Origin of the sequence: Microbacterium sp. (assembly GCF_011620665.1) — a bacterium.
Lineage (GTDB): Bacteria > Actinomycetota > Actinomycetes > Actinomycetales > Microbacteriaceae > Microbacterium.
Map to the genome: position 1 here is coordinate 24,045 of NZ_WOYQ01000031.1, position 18,019 is coordinate 42,063.

16 protein-coding genes are annotated in these 18,019 nt (G+C 67.7%); 12 read left to right on the top strand and 4 right to left on the bottom strand.

What is annotated here, in order from left to right; translation table 11 throughout:
- Nucleotides 1-135: 135 nt before the first annotated feature.
- The 3 genes from QZV81_RS04485 (at nt 136) to QZV81_RS04495 (ending at nt 1,926) form a co-directional block, all read left to right on the top strand.
- Nucleotides 136-600, top strand: coding sequence for an FHA domain-containing protein (locus tag QZV81_RS04485; RefSeq protein ID WP_292833280.1), 465 nt, complete (start codon nt 136-138; stop codon nt 598-600).
- Nucleotides 597-1,277, top strand: coding sequence for a MerR family transcriptional regulator (locus QZV81_RS04490; RefSeq protein WP_292833137.1), 681 nt, complete (start codon nt 597-599; stop codon nt 1,275-1,277). The genes QZV81_RS04485 and QZV81_RS04490 overlap by 4 nt, the downstream gene beginning before the upstream one ends.
- A gap of 103 nt (nt 1,278-1,380) precedes the next feature.
- On the top strand, nt 1,381-1,926 hold the full coding sequence (locus tag QZV81_RS04495; protein WP_292833140.1) for a MerR family transcriptional regulator: 546 nt from the start codon (nt 1,381-1,383) through the stop codon (nt 1,924-1,926).
- 19 nt (nt 1,927-1,945) lie between these two features.
- Here QZV81_RS04495 and QZV81_RS04500 read toward each other — a convergent pair whose 3' ends face one another.
- On the bottom strand, nt 1,946-2,752 hold the full coding sequence (locus tag QZV81_RS04500) for a ParA family protein (protein ID WP_292833143.1): 807 nt from the start codon (nt 2,750-2,752) through the stop codon (nt 1,946-1,948).
- A gap of 95 nt (nt 2,753-2,847) precedes the next feature.
- On the opposite strand from QZV81_RS04500, the gene QZV81_RS04505 reads away from it, so the two are divergent.
- Genes QZV81_RS04505 through def form a run of 3 tightly spaced genes read left to right on the top strand, consistent with a single transcriptional unit; the run spans nt 2,848 to nt 8,059 of the window.
- Nucleotides 2,848-6,255, top strand: coding sequence for a pyruvate carboxylase (locus tag QZV81_RS04505; RefSeq protein WP_292833146.1), 3,408 nt, complete (start codon nt 2,848-2,850; stop codon nt 6,253-6,255).
- 50 nt (nt 6,256-6,305) lie between these two features.
- The gene (locus tag QZV81_RS04510) at nt 6,306-7,568 is read left to right on the top strand and encodes a MinD/ParA family protein (RefSeq protein ID WP_292833149.1); all 1,263 of its coding nucleotides are present in this window, start codon (nt 6,306-6,308) and stop codon (nt 7,566-7,568) included.
- Nucleotides 7,568-8,059: a peptide deformylase gene (gene def / locus QZV81_RS04515; protein WP_292833152.1), complete on the top strand. Its 492-nt coding sequence runs from the start codon at nt 7,568-7,570 to the stop codon at nt 8,057-8,059. Before QZV81_RS04510 ends, def begins: the two co-directional genes overlap by 1 nt.
- A gap of 59 nt (nt 8,060-8,118) precedes the next feature.
- Here the strand turns inward: def and QZV81_RS04520 are convergent, their stop codons facing one another.
- Entirely contained in the window at nt 8,119-9,954 is a 1,836-nt protein-coding gene (locus QZV81_RS04520; RefSeq protein WP_292833155.1) for an AMP-dependent synthetase/ligase, read from the bottom strand.
- A gap of 380 nt (nt 9,955-10,334) precedes the next feature.
- Between QZV81_RS04520 and QZV81_RS04525 the strand changes: the two genes are divergently transcribed.
- The gene (locus tag QZV81_RS04525) at nt 10,335-11,672 is read left to right on the top strand and encodes a class II 3-deoxy-7-phosphoheptulonate synthase (protein WP_292833158.1); all 1,338 of its coding nucleotides are present in this window, start codon (nt 10,335-10,337) and stop codon (nt 11,670-11,672) included.
- 162 nt (nt 11,673-11,834) lie between these two features.
- Here the strand turns inward: QZV81_RS04525 and pknB are convergent, their stop codons facing one another.
- The gene (pknB, locus tag QZV81_RS04530) at nt 11,835-13,766 is read right to left on the bottom strand and encodes a Stk1 family PASTA domain-containing Ser/Thr kinase (RefSeq protein ID WP_292833161.1); all 1,932 of its coding nucleotides are present in this window, start codon (nt 13,764-13,766) and stop codon (nt 11,835-11,837) included.
- A 115-nt stretch (nt 13,767-13,881) separates the two neighbouring features.
- Here pknB and QZV81_RS04535 point away from each other — a divergent pair, with 115 nt between their 5' ends.
- Nucleotides 13,882-14,232, top strand: a complete 351-nt coding sequence (locus QZV81_RS04535; RefSeq protein WP_292833164.1) for an Rv2175c family DNA-binding protein — start codon at nt 13,882-13,884, stop codon at nt 14,230-14,232.
- Nucleotides 14,233-14,242: 10 nt separating this feature from the next.
- Here QZV81_RS04535 and QZV81_RS04540 read toward each other — a convergent pair whose 3' ends face one another.
- Nucleotides 14,243-15,334, bottom strand: coding sequence for a polyprenyl synthetase family protein (locus QZV81_RS04540; protein WP_292833167.1), 1,092 nt, complete (start codon nt 15,332-15,334; stop codon nt 14,243-14,245).
- Nucleotides 15,335-15,396: 62 nt separating this feature from the next.
- Between QZV81_RS04540 and QZV81_RS04545 the strand changes: the two genes are divergently transcribed.
- The 4 genes from QZV81_RS04545 to QZV81_RS04560 all read left to right on the top strand — a co-directional run bounded on the left by QZV81_RS04545 (nt 15,397) and on the right by QZV81_RS04560 (nt 18,016).
- Nucleotides 15,397-15,774: a DUF3040 domain-containing protein gene (locus QZV81_RS04545; protein WP_292833170.1), complete on the top strand. Its 378-nt coding sequence runs from the start codon at nt 15,397-15,399 to the stop codon at nt 15,772-15,774.
- A gap of 174 nt (nt 15,775-15,948) precedes the next feature.
- Nucleotides 15,949-16,380 (top strand): division/cell wall cluster transcriptional repressor MraZ, encoded by a 432-nt coding sequence (mraZ, locus tag QZV81_RS04550; protein WP_292833172.1) that lies wholly within the window; start codon nt 15,949-15,951, stop codon nt 16,378-16,380.
- Nucleotides 16,381-16,442: 62 nt separating this feature from the next.
- Complete coding sequence (gene rsmH, locus QZV81_RS04555) at nt 16,443-17,438, top strand: 16S rRNA (cytosine(1402)-N(4))-methyltransferase RsmH (RefSeq protein ID WP_292833174.1); 996 nt, start codon at nt 16,443-16,445, stop codon at nt 17,436-17,438.
- Nucleotides 17,435-18,016, top strand: a complete 582-nt coding sequence (locus QZV81_RS04560; protein WP_292833196.1) for a hypothetical protein — start codon at nt 17,435-17,437, stop codon at nt 18,014-18,016. The genes rsmH and QZV81_RS04560 overlap by 4 nt, the downstream gene beginning before the upstream one ends.
- Nucleotides 18,017-18,019 lie beyond the last annotated feature (3 nt).

Sequence of the window (18,019 nt, forward strand, 5' to 3'; positions counted from 1 at the left end):
GTCCTCGGGGGCGGATTGATCCCGGTGAGGCCTACCCAGTGGGAGCCGATCCGTTAGGGTGAGACGGAGGAGGACAACGTGGAGGACAACGATCGAATCGGTCGCCCGGCCGGACCGGAGGGCGACGGGCTCGACCTGCCCGCGGGCATCCACCGCGACGTCGATGGCGGCCCTGCCGACACGACGCAGACCTTCGGACACGACTCCGATCTGTCCTTCGTCCCGTTCGGCATCGATCTGACCGACGTCGAGATCGAGGCCATCAACGCCCTCCCGTCGCGCTCGGCACTGCTGCTCGTGCGCTCCGGCCCCACGGCCGGTGCCCGCTACCTCCTCGACGGAGATGTCACGACGGTGGGGCGGCACCCCGAGGCGGACATCTTCTTCGACGATGTGACCGTCTCGCGTCGGCATGCTGAGATCACGCGCACGGGCCGCATCTTCGAACTCGTCGATCAGCGCTCGCTCAATGGGACCTACGTCAATGGGGAACGCGTGGACCGCGCCCTGCTCAGCGACGGCGCCGAGGTGCGCGTGGGCAAGTTCCGATTGAACTTCTTCGTCGCCCCACTTGACCGCGGTCAGGTGACCGGCGCGTGACGCCGGCGCCATCCCCCCGAAGTCGTTCAGCGGCGACGGGCCACCTCAGCATCGGCCAGGTGCTCGCACGCCTCGCCCCCGAGTTCCCCCAGCTCACTGCCAGCAAGCTCCGTTTCCTGGAGGTCCAGGGCATCGTCACGCCGGTGCGCACCGAGTCGGGCTACCGTAAGTTCTCGCCGTCGGACCTCGAGAGATTGAGGACGGCGCTCACTCTCCAGCGTGATCATGACTTCAAGCTCGCCCGCATCCGTGAGTATCTCGATGTGCATGACGCCGAGGACGGCGCTGTGGTCCCTCCGTCGATCCTGGAGGTTCCGCGTCGGTACCGCCGCGACGAGCTGTTGGCCGCATCCGGCGCGAAAGCCGGGTTGCTCGGCGACGCCGTCGCGTCGGGTCTGCTCGTGGCGGCGGAAACGTATGACGACCGCGCGCTGGCTCTGCTGCGCGCGCTGGTCGCGCTCGAGTCGCACGGCATCCAGCCGCGGCATCTGCGCACGATCCGGCAGGCGGCGGAACGCGACGTCGCGCTCGTCGAGAGTGCGCTGGCGCCGCTCCTGCGCCGGACGGATGCCGGGTCCCGTGCCCGCGCGAACGAGATCGCGCCGGAGCTGCTCCGCCGTATCGACGATGTGCGTGCCGGGTTCGTCCAGACCGCGCTGGATCGGCTGACTCCGTGATGACCCGTCGCGACACGCCACACCTGTCCGCTCGGATGTCGTTGCCGGTGGGCTCCGGCTCCTCTAGCGTGGGAGCATCCCGACCGCACCGCAGGAGGCCACGATGACCGCGCATGACGCGTTCGGCGACACACCATTCGCCACGGACCTGCTCTTCACCGACGGCTTGCCGCAGATGGACGACGAGGTGGGCTATCGCGGTGCGATCGCTGCTCGAGCGGCCGGGATCACCTATCGCCAACTGGACTATTGGGCCCGCACCGAGCTGGTGGAACCCACCGTTCGCGGGGCGAGCGGTTCGGGCTCACAGCGTCTCTACGGCTTCCGCGACATTCTTGTGCTCAAGCTCGTCAAGCGCCTGCTCGACACCGGCATCTCGCTGCAGCAGATCCGCACGTCGGTCGAGCAGCTGCGCGCCGCCGGCATCCGCGACCTGGCTGGCATCACGCTCATGAGCGATGGAGCATCGGTGTACCTGTGCACGTCGAACGACGAAGTGATCGACCTCGTCAGCCGCGGCCAGGGTGTCTTCGGCATCGCAGTCGGCAAAGTGCTCCACGAGGTGGAGTCGACCCTGCTCGACTTCGACGCGCAAATGCCGGACCCCGTCGATGAGCTCGCCGCGCGCCGCACGCAACGCTCCGCCTGATCTCGAGCAGCCGCTTCACTCAGGCGCGCTGTTCACCGCCGACGATGCGTCCCGTGCGCATGACGCGATCCAGGAGCGCGTCGAAATCGCCCGCGAGCTCCTGCGCCGAGTCGCCCGGCCAGATGTGCAGCGGCTTGGCCGCTCCCTGCGCCTGCTGGAGCGATGTGCGCTCGGGCAACTGGGGCGAGAGTACCAATGGGCCGAACATGTCGCGCAGTTCCTTGATGCGGAACTGGTGCTCGATCGATTGAGGGCGCACGCGATTGACGACGATGCCGAGCGGTTGCAGACGCGGCGAGAGACCCCGCCGGATCTCCTCGATCGCCCGGAGGGCGCGGTCCGCAGCGGCGACGGAGAAGAGGCCGGGTTCGGTGACGACGATGACGCGGTCCGACGCCGCCCACGCGGTGCGGGTCAAAGCGTTCAGTGAGGGAGCGCAGTCGATGAGCACCAAGTCATAATCGGCCTCGATCGTCGCGAGCGCCTCCTCGAGTTTCCACACGTCGCGGACGCTCGGGTGCGGGCCGTCGAAGTTGATGGCGGACGGACTCCCGATCATGACATCGATCGTGCCTGGGTGCACCTTCGCCCACCCACTCGAGGTGATGGCCTGGCGGACGACCTTCTCCCTCGGATTCGCCAGAACATCGGCGACGTTGAGGCGTCCGCCCACCTGGATGTCCATCCCCGTGGACACGTCAGACTGCGGGTCGAGGTCGACGACAAGAGTTCGAACCCCGCGGGCGAACGCTGCTGAGGCGAGGCCGAGGGTCACGGTGGTCTTGCCGACGCCACCCTTGAGGGAGCTGACGGAAAGTACGTGCACGAGGCACCACGTTACCGTCCCCTAGGCTGTGAGGGTACTCAGCCCGCCGACGGTGGCTCGATGCACTGGAGCCCCGGCATCCCAGTGAGGTGTGCATGTTCCGCAAGATCCTGGTTGCCAACCGCGGGGAAATCGCGATTCGCGCCTTCCGAGCGGCCGTCGAACTCGGCGCACGCACGGTGGCGGTCTTTCCCTGGGAAGATCGCGGGTCGCTGCATCGCCAGAAGGCGGATGAGTCGTACGAGATCGGGGAGCCGGGGCGGCCGGTCCGCGCCTATCTCGATGTCGAGGAGATCATCCGCGTCGCACTCGCCTCCGGGGCCGACGCAATCTACCCCGGCTACGGATTCTTGTCTGAGAACCCCGTTCTCGCCGCGCGCGCGGCCGAGAACGGCATCACGTTCATCGGTCCACCGTCCCGCGCCCTCGAAATGGCCGGAAACAAGGTCACCGCGAAAGAGTATGCGATCGCAGCGGGCGTGCCGGTGCTGCGCTCGACCGCCGCCGCGGATGACGTGGACGCGCTCGTCGCGCAGGCCGCCGAGATCGGGTTCCCGATCTTCGTCAAGGCTGTCGCGGGTGGCGGTGGGCGCGGCATGCGGCGCGTCGAGACCCTTGCCGAGCTTCCGCCCGCCATAGCCGAGGCGATGAGGGAGGCCGGTGCCGCTTTCGGGGACGCCCGCGTGTTCCTCGAGCAGGCCGTCATGCGCCCGCGTCACATCGAGGTCCAGATCCTTGCGGACGCCGCCGGCGAGACGGTTCACCTGTTCGAGCGCGACTGCTCGGTGCAGCGCCGGCACCAGAAGGTCATCGAGATCGCTCCTGCGCCGAATCTCGATCCCGCGATCCGCGACGCGCTACACGCGTACGCGGTCGCCTTCGCCCGCTCGATCGGCTACGTCAACGCCGGCACGGTCGAGTTCCTGCTGGAGACCGCCGGTCCTCGCGCCGGCGAGGTCGTCTTCATAGAGATGAACCCTCGCATCCAGGTGGAGCACACCGTCACGGAAGAGGTTACCGACGTCGATCTCGTCCAGTCCCAGATGCTCATCGCGGCGGGTGCGACGCTCGGCGAACTCGGCCTTCATCAGGAAGACATCCACCTGCGTGGGGCGGCTCTGCAGACCCGCATCACCACGGAGGACCCGGCGCAGGGGTTCCGTCCCGACACGGGGCGGATCACGACGTATCGTTCGCCGGGCGGCGCCGGCATCCGTCTCGACGGCGGCACGACGGCGGCCGGTTCGCAGATCAGCCCGTACTTCGATTCGATGCTGGCCAAGCTCACGTGCCGGGGCCGCGACTTCCCGGCCGCCGTCGCGCGTGCCAAGCGAGCCCTGGCGGAGTACCGTATCCGCGGCGTGTCGACCAATGTGCCGTTTCTTCGAGCCGTCCTCGACGACCCCGCGTTCGTCGCGGGGGATCTTTCCACATCCTTCATCGACGAGCGACCCGAACTGCTCTCGGCCAACCCGTCGCGCGACCGTGCCACGAAACTTCTCAACTGGCTCGCCGACGTCACCGTCAACCGTCCATATGGTGAGAAGCCGCTGTCGGTCTCGCCGGGCAGCAAGCTGCCCATCATGGATCTGACGTCTCAGCCTCCCCGCGGAAATCGTCAGGTGCTGCGCGAGCTGGGTCCGGCCGGGTTCGCGGAAGCGCTGCGTGCTCAGACCGCTCTGGCCGTCACCGAGACCACCTTCCGCGATGCGCACCAGTCGCTGCTCGCGACCCGCGTGCGCACCCGCGACCTCGTACGCGTCGGCCCGCACGTGGCGCGGATGACGCCGCAGCTGCTGTCCGTGGAGGCATGGGGCGGCGCGACGTACGACGTGGCGCTGCGCTTTCTCGCGGAGGACCCGTGGGAGCGGCTGGAGGCACTCCGTGACGCGATGCCCAATATCCCCATCCAGATGCTGCTCCGCGGGCGGAACACGGTCGGCTATACCCCGCGGCCGACGGCGGTGACGGACGCCTTCGTGAAGGAAGCCGCCGGGTCCGGCGTGGACATCTTCCGCATCTTCGACGCGCTCAACGACGTCGATCAGATGGTCCCCGCCATCACCGCCGTGCTCGAAACGGGAACCACCGTCGCCGAAGTGGCGCTCTGCTACACGGGCAACCTGCTGGATCCCGCTGAGCAGCTCTACACTCTCGACTACTACCTGAAGCTCGCGGAGCGGATCGTCGCGTCCGGCGCGCACATGCTCGCGATCAAGGATATGGCGGGGCTGCTTCGTCCTGCTGCGGCCGCGACGCTCGTCAGTGCGCTGCGGGAACGCTTCGATCTGCCCGTTCAGGTGCACACCCACGACACCGCTGGGGGCCAGCTCGCCACACTGCTGGCCGCGAGCGCTGCCGGAGCCGACGCGGTGGATGCCGCCGCGGCACCGCTGGCCGGGACGACGAGCCAGCCGTCGCTCTCCGCCCTGGTGGCCGCGCTCGCGCACACCGACCGCGACACCGGCCTGTCGCTGCAGGCGGTGAGCGATCTCGAGCCCTACTGGGCGGGGGTCCGCCAGCTGTACCGCCCGTTCGAGTCGGGCCTCCCCGGCCCCACCGGGCGCGTCTATCACCACGAAATACCCGGGGGGCAGCTCTCCAATCTGCGCCAGCAGGCGATGGCGCTGGGCATGGTCGATGACTTCGAGCGCATCGAGGACATGTACGCGGCTGCCGACCGGATCCTCGGACGGATCCCCAAAGTCACGCCGTCGTCGAAGGTCGTCGGGGACCTCGCCCTCGCTCTCGTGGCGGCGAAGGCCGACCCGGATGATTTCGAGCAGAATCCGCAGAACTATGACATCCCTGACTCGGTCATCGGGTTCATGGCCGGCGAGCTCGGCGACCTGCCCGGGGGCTGGCCGGAGCCGTTCCGTACGAAAGTCCTGGCCGGACGCGAGATCAAGATCGACGTCGCGGCGCTGACGGCTGATGAGCAGCTGGGTCTCGCCGGTGATGGCGCGACGCGCCGCCGTACGCTCAACCGTCTGCTGTTCCCCGGTCCGGCCAAGGAGTTCGAAGCTCATCGCGCGGCCTACGGAGACCTGTCCGCCCTCGGCACACCCGACTACTTCTATGGCCTGAAGCCCGGAGAGGAGCACGTCGCCGAGATCGACCCCGGAGTGCAGCTGTACGTGGGTCTGGAGGCGATCGGTGAGCCGGATGCCGCTGGAATGCGCACCGTCATGACCACCCTGAACGGGCAACTGCGCCCCGTCTGGGTGCGCGACCGATCGATCAAGATCGACAAGGTCACCGTCGAGAAGGCCGACACGAGCAAGGCCGGCCAGGTCGCGGCTCCGTTCGCCGGTGTGGTGACGATCAAGGCTACGGTGGGTGACCGTGTACGGGCGGGTCAGCCGATCGCATCGATCGAAGCCATGAAGATGGAGGCGGCGATCACCGCTCCCGTCGACGGCACGGTGGAGCGCCTCGCGATCACCGGCACGACAGCGGTCGAAGCAGGCGACCTTTTGGTCGTCGTCCGGCCCGCCGAGTAGCCTGGGTTGCTGGATGCCCGGCATCCGATGACCTTCTGGGAGAGTGCACCGTGAGCCATGACCATGACGAGAACTCATCGAACGACTCCGAGAACGGTGTCCTGACCCCTTCGGGTAGCGTCGACGTCTCGGGGGTGGGGATCGTCGACGGGTCCACTGCGCACGTGGACATCGCGGTGTCGACACCGGGTGACCGGGATGATTTCGACGACGATGATGTCGTGCTCGACGACGCCCAGGCCCCGGTCGCCGCCGAGCCGACCGTCGACGTCGCCGCCAAGCGCGACCTTGACAGTCATGAGCGGATTCGGCCGCACGCGGCGGAGGTCGCGTTGCAATCACGGCGCCTGGGCGATTTCGAGGCCGATCGCGAGAGTTCTGATCTGCTGACCCCCGACCGGCTGCTTGATCCGGCCCACGTCGTCCGCCCCGAGCCTGAGGGAACCTGGCCGCACATCGTCTACACCCTCTCCGGCCGTCGCATCAACCTCGGCGACAGCAAGCGCGCTCGTGACCGCAAGGATCTGGACCGGCGAATCGCCGGCCCCCTGACCGGTGGGGCACGGTTCGTCCCTGTGCTCTCGCGCAAGGGGGGTGTCGGCAAGACGACGGTGACGACGCTGCTCGGCATGGCCCTCGCCGATGCGCGCGACGACCGCGTCATCGCCGTCGACGCCAATCCCGACCGGGGCACGCTGGCCGATCGGATTGGACGGCCCAGCGGTCAGACCGTCCGCGATCTCGTCCGCGCCCGCGCGGATGTCCGCGGCTTCAACGACATCTCACGCATCGTGGCCCGCGACGAGACGCGTCTGGATGTGCTCGCGTCCGAAACCGATCCACACGTGTCGGAAGCCTTCAGCGACGCCGACTATCTGCAGGTCGCAGAGATTGCGGCGCACTTCTACTCGATCGTGCTGACCGATACCGGCACCGGAATCGTGCATTCCGTCATGGAGGCGACGCTCGACCGGGCTGACGAATTGGTGATCGTCGCCGGCTTGAGCGTGGACGAAGCGCGGCTGGCCGCCGAGACGCTCACCTGGCTCGAGACGAACGGGTTCGCCGACCAGGTGCGGCGCGCAGTCGTGGTGCTCAACACGGCCCGTCCGGGCGCTCCGCTCGTGCGTGCGGGCGAGCTCGAGACTCATTTCGGCAGCCGTGTCCGCGCCGTCGTTCGTGTTCCATACGATCCCCACATCGCCTCAGGGAGCACCATTTCGTTCCTGGGCCTCCAGCCCGAGACTCGCCAGGCGGCGCGTGAGCTCGCCGCGACCGTCGTAGAGGGCCTGCGGGTCCCGGCTGCCGTCTGATGCCGGTCCGCACGATCCGTCTCTTCGGCGATCCGGTCCTTCGCGCGCCGAGTGCGCCGATCGAGGCTGTGGACGACGGCATCCGCGCGCTCGTGCGCGACCTCCTCGATTCCGTTCAACCCGCCGGGCGCGCGGGCGTCGCAGCCCCGCAGATCGGAGTCGGCCTACGGGCTTTCAGCTACAACATCGACGGCGTCATCGGCTATGTACTCAACCCGGTCCTCGTCGAGGTTTCGGGGGATCCGCAGCTCGTGGGTGAAGGGTGCCTGTCGGTCCCCGGCCTGTGGCATGACGCTCTGCGATACCCGTGGGCGAAGGTCGTCGGCACGGATCTCGACGGTAACGAGGTGGTGCTGGAAGGTGAAGGCCTTCTTGCTCAGGCGCTGCAGCACGAGACCGATCACCTCGACGGAAAGCTCTACCTCGACCGGCTTCCCGCCGAGAGCCGGCGCCAGGCGATGCGTGAAATCCGCGAGAGCTCCTGGTTCTGAGGTTCACGCCCGGCGAACCCACGCGGAGGTGGCGCGAGGGTACGCCGAGCATGGTCGCATCAGCGGGTGAGCGGGGTACTCGCGACCGACTCGGGTGTGTGGTAAAGGGCTTCGACCACGTCGGCGAAGTCCTGCAGGATCACACTGCGCTTGATGCTCATCTTCGGGGTGAGATGCCCGGACGCCTCCGTCCACTCCGTCGTGAGGATGACGAACTTTCGGATCGACTCAGCGCGCGAGACCTGCTTGTTGGCGGTGTCGATCGCGCGCTGCACCTCTTCACGCACCTTCGGGTTGACGGCGGCGTCGGTCCGCGACATGTCGGTGGGCAGGTCGTTGTTGGCGAGCCAGGTCGGCAGCATTTCCGCGTCGAGAGTCACCAGGGCTGAGATGAACGGCTTCTGATCGCCGACGACGACGACCTGATCGACGATCGGGTTCGCGCGGATCGAATCCTCGAGACCAGCGGGAGCGACGTTCTTGCCGCCCGCTGTGACGATGATCTCCTTCTTGCGGCCCGTGATCGTCAGGAAGCCCTCGTCATCGAACGCGCCGATGTCACCGGTGCGCAACCATTCGCCGTCGAACGCGTTCGCTGTCGCGTCGGGATCACGCCAGTACTCCTTGAAGACATTGATTCCGCGGACCTCGATCTCACCATCATCCGCCAGGCGGACGCCGACGCCCGGAAGCACGGTGCCGACCGAGCCGATCTTCGACTTCGTCGTGAGGTTGACCGTCGCCGGCGCCGTCGTCTCGGTCAGCCCGTATCCCTCGAGGATGGAGATGCCCAGGCTGTGGAAGAAATGCCCGAGTCGCGCACCCAGCGGAGCCGATCCGGACACCGCATACGTCACCCGGCCGCCCATGGCTTCGCGCAGCTTACTGTAGACGAGCCGATCGAACAGCGCGAACTTGATCTTCGTGCCCAGCGGGATCCTCTTGCCCTCCTGCAGCAGGCGGGAGTGCTCGACCGCGGTCTCGGCCGCGGCGCGGAAGATCCTGCCCCTGCCACCGGCTTCGGCCTTCTGCTCGGCGGAGTTGTACACCTTCTCGAAGACGCGCGGAACGGCCAGCAGAAGCGTCGGTTTGAAGGATCCGAGCGCCGGCAGAAGCTGCTTCGTATCGGGCTGATGCCCCGTTCTGACGCCCGCGTGGATGTAGAGGATCGAGATCAGCCGGGCGAAGACGTGCGCTGTCGTGATGAAGAGGATCGTGGACGCGTTCGGCACCGAGAGCACATCGTCCAGCGCGGCGGCCGCGTTTCGGCTGAGTTCGACGAAGTTGCTGTGGGTGAGAACGCACCCCCGCGGACGCCCGACCGAACCGGACGTGTAGATCAGCGTCGCCATGTCGCTTCCGACGGCGAGCGAACGGCGACGGACGATCTCTTCATCCGCGATCCCGGTGCCTTCGGCCGTCAGCGCGTCGAGGTCTCCGGCGTCCATCATCCAGACGTGGCGGAGGAGGGGCACTTCGCTGCGGATCTCCGAGATGCGCGCCGCATGCTCCTCGGTTTCGGCGATGCACCAGGTGGCACCTGAGTCGGAGAAGATCCAGCTGATCTGCGACGCCGAGCTCGTCTCGTAGACGGGCACCATCACCGCTCCCGCGTAGAGCAGCGCGAAGTCGACCAGAGTCCACTGATAGGTCGTTCGGGCGATGAACGCGACCTTGTCACCCGGCTCGATGCCAGCGGCGCAGAAGCCCTTCGCCAGGGCGATCACCTGGCGCTCGAACTCCGCCGCGGTGATGTCGCGCCAACCGTCACCGTCGGGGACGGAGAACAGCGCGCGTGACGGCGTGGCCTTCACGCGATTGACGAGAAGATCGGCGATGTTCGCCTGCGGATCGGCGGGGACGATCGCGGGCAGTTCGAACTGGACGGCGCTCATGGCGGCAGCTCCTTTGTTACCGGGTGGCGTCAGGTGATGACGATGGAATCGAGTCCAATTATAGGTGACACCCAGTACCGCGGGGAGCCGGGTGCTCAACGTCTGCATCCGGACCGGAGACGGTCATACCGGCTCCTTACATGTTTCGCGATCGGGCCGACCCTGAGAGCCGTCTTCCGGCCCTGGATCGCGGCCGTACGGAGATAGCGCGGATGGCTCTCGAAGCCCGTGTCATGGTCCCGCTTCAGCGATTCGGAGGCCGGCGACACCACGACGTGTACGCGTCGACCGTGAAGGACAGTCGCCCGACCGCCCGCGAGCGCACCGCACGCGGCGTGATGCGGCATCCACCCGCAGGGTGCCGCCACTAGACTGGCCGGATGCCCACTCTGCACGACGACCTCGATCACTGGCGCTCGCTCCCGATCAAACAGCAGCCGAGCTGGACCGATCTCGACGCGGTCGCGGCGGTCTCGGACGAGATCTCGACGCTGCCGCCGCTCGTGTTCGCCGGCGAAGTCGACATCCTGCGTGAGCGACTCGCGCGCGCCGCGGCCGGGAAGGCCTTCCTCCTCCAGGGTGGCGACTGCGCCGAGACCTTCGCCGGGGCCACCGCCGAGCAGATCCGCAACCGGATCAAGACTGTACTGCAGATGGCCGTCGTCCTCACCTACGGCGCATCCATGCCCGTGGTGAAGATGGGCCGCATGGCCGGCCAGTTCGCCAAGCCCCGCTCGAGCGACACCGAAACGCGCGGCGATGTCACCCTGCCCGCGTACCGGGGTGACATCGTCAACGGTTTCGACTTCACCGAGGCTGCGCGCCAGCCCGATCCGAACCGGCTGCTGAAGGGGTACCACACGGCCGCCTCGACCATCAATCTCATTCGGGCATTCACGCAGGGTGGTTTCGCCGACCTGCGCGAAGTGCACAGCTGGAACCGCGGCTTCGCGGAGAACCCCGCCAACCAGCAGTACGAACGCCTGGCGACCGAGATCGATCGTGCCATCAAGTTCATGGAGGCGGCCGGTGCCGACTTCGACGAGCTCAAGCGTGTGGAGTTCTACACGGGACACGAAGGCCTGCTGATGGATTACGAACGCCCGATGACGCGCGTCGATTCGCGCACCTTGACGCCCTACAACACCTCGGCGCACTTCCTGTGGATCGGGGAGCGGACGCGCGAGCTCGATGGCGCGCACGTCGACTACTTCTCGAAGATCCGCAACCCCATCGGAGTGAAGCTCGGGCCCACCACATCGCCGGAGGCGGCGCTGCAGCTGATCGACAAGCTCGATCCCGATCGTGAGCCGGGCCGCCTGACCTTCATCACGCGGATGGGTTCCGGCAAGGTCCGCGATGCGCTTCCGCCGCTGCTGCAAGCAGTGAAGGATTCCGGCGCCACTCCGTTGTGGGTCGCAGACCCGATGCACGGCAACGGCATGACGACGCCCACCGGGTACAAGACCCGCCGCTTCGATGATGTCGTGGATGAGGTGCGCGGATTCTTCGAGGCGCATCGCGCCGTCGGGACGTTTCCGGGCGGCATCCACATCGAGCTGACCGGCGATGACGTCACCGAGTGTCTGGGCGGATCCGAGCACATCGACGAGGCCACCCTCGCGACGCGCTACGAGAGCCTGTGCGACCCGCGCCTGAACCACAAGCAGTCCCTCGAGCTCGCCTTCCTGGTCGCCGAGGAGCTCGAGAAGCGCTGATCCCGCGCTGCGCCCCGCCCCGCCCTCCCGCCGACGGCCTACCCCCGAGACACCATCCCTGCCCCGAGACACCGGTCCGCACCCGGTGTCTCGGGGCATAGCCGGTGTCTTGCGGCATCGGGCCCGGGCGCGGTGGAGCCTCGGCACGGGGGAGGGAACGCGTCAGCCGGTGACGGTCAGCTGCAGCGTGATCGTCGTACCCTTCGCGCGCAGAGCGCCGCCCTCCGGGTCCTGACTGTTCACGTTGGTGAATCCGTCGGGCCAGGCATCCCACAGGCGCGAGTAGGAGTAGGTGAACCCGGCCGCGTCGAGCGCGTCCTTGGCCTCGTCGCGCGTCATCCCCACGACGGTCGGCACTTCGAACAGCTCAGGGCCTTTCGACACGACGAGCGTGACGGTGTCGCCGGGGCGCAAGCTGCCCTCATGATCGCCGATGCGGATGACGATGCCTTCGTCGACGTCGTCGTCGAACTCCTCCACGACACCCGTCTCGAGTTGAACGGCCTTCAGGGTCGAGGTCGCCGTGTCGACGGTTTCGCCGACCACGTCGGGGATGGGGCCGAGCGATACGTCGAAGCTCACCGTCGATCCCTCGAGCGCCGCACAGCCGTTCGTGCAATCGGCGGCCTCGCCGCCGTCGGGCGGAGTGATCCGCGCGCCGATGATCGTGCCGTTCGGGGAATCGGTGAAGAAGGTCGCCGGGTCGCCGGAGGGGGTGATGTACATGTCCGCGAGAGTCGACGTCGCAGACTCGACGCTCATCCCGGCCAGCGCGGGGACGGCGCGGGATGCCGGGCCGAGCGACATCACGACGGTCACCTCGCTGTCCCGCTCGACCCGGGTCCCCGAGGGGGGATCGGTGCCGATCGCCTGCCCTGCCGGCACATCGCGGCTGTAGTCCTCCGCGGGGATCGCGGCGAGCGATTGGCCGGCCAGCAACGCGGTGGCATCTTCGATGGAGCGGCCCGAGACGTCGGCGACGGCGACGAGGGAGCCCGGTCCCGATCCGAACCACCAGCCAGCGCTGCCGGCGAGACCTGCCAGCACGACGACGACCGCGATCAGCCAGCCTCCCTTGACGGAGTTGCGACGTGTCCGCACCAGCAGACGGGTCGCGTTGTCGGTGGCGTCTGTCACGGTGGGCGCCGTGAAGGTGCCGGGTATGATCTTGGTCATCCCGCCGGAGTCGAAAGCGTCGTCTTCGCGGGTGACGCCCGGGGCGACGGTGCGCACGACGTGCGGGAACACGCCGAGCTCCTTCTCTATCTCTCGAAGGCGTTCAAGCATGACGTGGGCATCGGTGGGCCGATTGTCCGGCTCGCGCTCGGTCGCCCACATGACGAGTTCGTCGAATTGTTCCGGTACACCTGGGTTCTTCGCGCTGGGGCGCGGCACCGATTCGGTCGCGTGCTGGTAGGCGATCTGCATCGGCTGCTCGCCCTTGTACGGCTGCTCGCCGACGAGCATCTCGTAGAGCATGATGCCGAGGGCGTAGATGTCGCTGCGGGCATCGGCCGTACCGCGGGTCACGAGCTCGGGGGCGAGGTAGGCGATCGTGCCCAGAAGCATCTGGCCGGTCGCCGTGTTCGCGCTCGTCGCCCGGGCCAGTCCGAAGTCGCCGATCTTGATCCGACCGTCTTCCGCCAGCAGCACGTTCTCGGGTTTGACATCGCGGTGCACGATGTCGGCGCGGTGAGCGGCCGCGAGGCCGGACAGGACGGCATCCATGATGGTGATCGTCTGAGGGATGCTGAGCCGGCGTTGTTCCCTCAGGAGCTCGCGCATGGTGATGCCCGGGAGGTACTCCATGACGAGATAGGCGAGCTCGCCGTCCTGACCCTGGTCGAACACATTGACGACGTGCGGATCGGCGAGCCGCGCCGCGGCGCGCGCCTCCCGGATGAATCGGCTCTGAAAGACGGCGTCGTCCGACAGGTGACCGTGCATGACCTTCAGCGCAACGCGGCGCTCCAGACGCAGATCGGTGGCGACGTACACCGTCGCCATTCCTCCGCGGGCGATGCGAGCGCGGACTCGATAGCGGCCGTCCACCAGACGGCCGATCAGCGGATCCGTCTGCTGGCTCGTGCTCACCTACGAGATTCTACGGATCGGACCCTGTGCGGCGCGGGAACGGCTCACCCTGGGATCCAGGAGTGCTGGATCGTCACTGCGCCGAAAGCCACCCGTGCAGTGGAATAGTGGAGGAGTGACTGGTGAGACACCCGCAGCGACCCCGACCGATTGGCTCACGCTTCCCGACCTCGTGGAGCGACTCCGCGAACCTCTCGGGCGCGTGCGTCGCCTCCTCGACGACAAGCACCTGATCGGGTCTCGGCGGACCGGTCTGTTCGCGGTGCCCGAGGTGTTCGTCGTCGATGACCATCCGCTTTCGTCGCTGCGCGGCACCGTGATCGTCCTGCAGGATGCCGGGTTCACCGACGATGAGGCGATTGATTGGCTCCTCGGGCACGACGAGACCATCGGCCGCGCGCCGATCGCGGCTCTGCGGGACGGACGCAAGGCAGAAGTGCGGCGCGTGGCCCAGACCCTCGGCTGAGCCCCTCAGCTCAGGCGGTGCGGACCGTGGCCTCGCGGGCCAAGTCACGGAGCAGGCCGACCGCCGATGTTCCCAGTGGGGCGCCGCGCAGCGCCCGGTCGCCGTCCTTGGCGTATCGCACGATGTGCTCCTCGACTCGCGCGAGTGCGCCGGAATCGATGATCGTCTGCTGGAGGGCTGCGATTTGGGTATCGTCCAGCGTCGGGTCGCCGATCAGCTCGTCCAGGACGCGGCGCGCACCGGGCGCCAGACCCTCGCGGGCGTAGGCGATCAACAGCGTCCGCTTGCCTTCGCGCAGGTCATCGCCGGATGGTTTGCCGGTCACGGCGCTGTCACCGAACACGCCCAGAACGTCGTCACGCAGCTGGAAGGCGAGTCCCAGGGGATGGCCGAAGCCGCTCAGTGCGGCGGCTTGCACCGCGGTGGCGCCGGCAAGGGCACCACCGAGCAGGAGTGGATGCTCGATCGAATACCGTGCGGACTTCAATGACGCCACGCGCAACGCCCGCTTCGCCTGCGCGCCGTCGGGTGCGGTCAGGTAGGCTGCCTCCTCTGCTAGATCGAGGAACTGACCCACCGTCACCTCGCGGCGCATCAGTGCGTAGACATCTCGGGCCTCGGCGGCATGAATGCTCTCCCGGATCCCTTCCTCGAGCAGGTCGTCGCTCCACGCGACGAGGAGATCGCCCAGGAGGATCGCCGCCGAGCGGCCGAAGGCGGTGGCATCGCCCGCCCAGCGGTCGTCACGATGGCCCGCCTCGAAAGCGCGGTGCGCTGCAGGGCGACCGCGGCGAGTGTTGGAATTGTCGATGATGTCGTCGTGGACGAGCGCTGCCGCGTGAAAGATCTCCAGAGCGGCCGCGGCGGCGATGGCGTCCGCCGTGACCGACGCGGGACGCCCGTCGCCATGCTCGGCCACGGCGCGCCATCCGGTGAGGCAGAACCGCGCGCGCAGCCGCTTTCCGCCGCCGACGGCGTCCGCCGCCGACTGCACAAAACCGGCCGCTTCATCCCCCCATGCCCCCGCGGCATGTCGCTGCTGCGCCGTGAATCTCTCCAGTCGCTGAGAAACAGCCTCAATCGGGTCTGCAGGAGCGCTCACGGGCCTAGCCTAGTTCTCGAGTGCATGCGTAGAATCAGTGCACCGGAGCCCGAGGGGGATGCATGCCGCTGTCAGAGCAGGAGCAGCGTCTGCTCGATGAGATGGAACGTCACCTCATGAGCAAGGACGCCGACGTTGTCACTGCGCCTCGAGAAGGTCAGACGCTGAGCTATCGCAACATCGTCTACGGCTCGATCCTCGTGCTACTCGGCCTCGGCGGACTCATCGTCGGGGTATCCACCGATCTCATCGTCGTGGGCGTTCTCGCGTTCCTCGTCATGGTCGCCGGCGTCGTCCTGGCCGCCACACCCAACCGCAACGGTGGCCCGACGACGCGCGGCACGACCGGCGAGCGGAAGTCGGCGCCCGCCGCGCGCACATCCGCTTCCTTCATGGACCGCATCAACGAGCGATGGGACCGCCGCCACAGCGCTGAGTAGACCTCGCGCCTCGAGCGGACCGCCGCACAAAAGCACCGACCTTCGGGTCGGTGCTTTTTTGCGTGCGAGGGCGCAGCTCGAGGCGAAGTGACACGAGATGATGGTGAAGTGGAGGGAAGTGGAGTAAAGTGGTGCACCTAGGCGACGGCCGGGTCGACGAGGGGGGAGGGTCCGATGCTGCTGGGCACCTACACCCCCAAGCTCGACGACAAGGGCCGAGTCATACTTCCCGCGAAGTTCCGCACCGACCTCGGTGACGGCGTCGTCGTCACCCGCGGTCAAGAGCGCTGCCTGTACGTGTTCAGCACGAACGAGTTCGAGCGCGTCTACGAGAAGATCCGCGAAGCGCCGCTCACCAACAAGCAGGCCCGTGACTTCCAGCGCATGTTCCTCTCCGGGGCGAGCGATGAGAAGCCCGACGGGCAGAGTCGCATCACGATTCCTCCGCCTCTGCGCACCTATGCCCACCTCGGACGCGAGCTCGTTGTGACCGGAGTCGGCGCGCACGCAGAGATCTGGGACGCGGATGCCTGGAACGCCTATGCCGAAGGAAACGAAGACAGCTACTCGGACATGGAGCAGGAGGTGATCCCGGGCTTGTTCTGATCCGTGGCCGTGACTCCCAGCCGCACGCCCTGACACACTTCCCCGGTGCCAGGTCGCGGCGGATGGGGATCACGACTCCGGATCACGCGCCCCGCGTCATGGACCTCCGCCATATCCACACTCCCGTCCTGCTGGACCGCTGCGTCGAGCTTCTCGGTCCTGCGCTGCACCGCGACGGCGCAGTCCTGGTCGATGCGACCGAGGGCATGGGCGGCCACTCTGAGGCGCTCCTGGAGCGGTTCGGCAACATCCGACTCATCGGCCTGGACCGTGACACCGATGCGCTCCGCATCTCGCGGGACCGGCTCGCGCGTTTCGGAGATCGAGTCACGCTCGTCCACACGGTCTACGACGGCATCGCCGACGCGGTCGCGTCCGCCGGTGCGCCGAAGGTCGACGGCATCCTCTTCGACCTCGGCGTCTCGTCTTTGCAGCTCGATGAGGCCGGTCGTGGCTTCGCCTATTCGCAGGACGCGCCACTGGACATGCGGATGGACCAGACCGCGGGAGCGACGGCGGCCGAGATCGTCGCCACGTACGGCGAGGGGGATCTGCGGCGCATCTTCGAGCGCTACGGCGAGGAGAAGCTCGCGGGGCGCTACGCGCGTGCCATCATCGCGGCGCGCGCTGTCTCTCCGATCGAGAGGTCCGGAGAGCTCGTCGACATCCTCATCGCTGCGACGCCGGTCGCCGTCCAGCGCGAGGGGCGTGGGCACCCCGCGAAGCGTGTCTTCCAGGCACTGCGCATCGAGGTGAACTCTGAGCTCGCGGTGCTCGAGCGCGCGCTGCCCGCAGCGCTGGGCGTGCTCGCGATCGGCGGTCGAATCGTCGTCATGTCGTACCAGTCGCTCGAGGACCGGCTCGTGAAGCATGTTTTCGCGGACGCCGCTGCCTCGACCGCGCCGCCGCGGCTCCCGGTCGAGTTGCCCGAGCACGCCCCTCGCTTCCGCCTGATCACCAAGGGTGCAGAGGTGGCGTCGGATGCCGAACGCGCCCGCAACCCTCGCGCCACCCCCGTGCGTCTGCGGGGCGCCGAACGAGTGAGGGAGGCACCATGAGCGCTGATCTGCTGGCGGTCGGTTCGCCGGCGCCGGCGCCGGAGCGCGAGTGGACTGCCCGTCTACGCGCCGTCGAAACCCCGCAGCCCGCTCGTCGACCCCGCCTGCTCTATGGACTCGTCGCTGTCGCCGTGGCGATCCTGATCGGTGCGACGCAGATGGGACTGTCCGTCCTGACGACTCAGACGTCCTACGACATCGCAACGCTCACGCAGGAGCATCGCGCGCTCGACTGGCAGCAGCAGATACTCGAAGATCAGGTGGCCGGCCTCAGTTCGCCGCAGTATCTTGCAGCCAACGCCTCGGCTCTCGGCATGGTCGTCGGTCAGCCGCCCAGCTACCTCCGCCTCAGCGACCGCGCGATCATCGGCGACAGTGCGGGAGCCACGGGAGTGACCTCGATCGACGCGCTGACAAAGGCCGCGGTTCCCAACGCACTGATCGGTGGCGTGCCTCTCGTGACGGATCCGGCATCCAGCCTCAGCAGCGGCGCGACCGTCGAGACGGTCGCCCTCGCGGCCGATTCCCCGACACCCCCCGCGATCGCCGACGGTCTGCCGACTCCCGACACACACTGAGAG

What these genes read in the sequence shown, in the direction of transcription:
- QZV81_RS04495 (WP_292833140.1), top strand. Translation starts at nt 1,381, where the DNA reads ATGACCGCGCATGACGCGTTCGGCGACACACCATTCGCCACGGACCTG.
- QZV81_RS04505 (WP_292833146.1), top strand. Translation starts at nt 2,848, where the DNA reads ATGTTCCGCAAGATCCTGGTTGCCAACCGCGGGGAAATCGCGATTCGC.
- def (WP_292833152.1), top strand. Translation starts at nt 7,568, where the DNA reads ATGCCGGTCCGCACGATCCGTCTCTTCGGCGATCCGGTCCTTCGCGCG.
- QZV81_RS04520 (WP_292833155.1), bottom strand. Translation starts at nt 9,954, where the DNA reads ATGAGCGCCGTCCAGTTCGAACTGCCCGCGATCGTCCCCGCCGATCCG.
- QZV81_RS04525 (WP_292833158.1), top strand. Translation starts at nt 10,335, where the DNA reads ATGCCCACTCTGCACGACGACCTCGATCACTGGCGCTCGCTCCCGATC.
- QZV81_RS04545 (WP_292833170.1), top strand. Translation starts at nt 15,397, where the DNA reads ATGCCGCTGTCAGAGCAGGAGCAGCGTCTGCTCGATGAGATGGAACGT.
- mraZ (WP_292833172.1), top strand. Translation starts at nt 15,949, where the DNA reads ATGCTGCTGGGCACCTACACCCCCAAGCTCGACGACAAGGGCCGAGTC.
- rsmH (WP_292833174.1), top strand. Translation starts at nt 16,443, where the DNA reads ATGGGGATCACGACTCCGGATCACGCGCCCCGCGTCATGGACCTCCGC.
- QZV81_RS04560 (WP_292833196.1), top strand. Translation starts at nt 17,435, where the DNA reads ATGAGCGCTGATCTGCTGGCGGTCGGTTCGCCGGCGCCGGCGCCGGAG.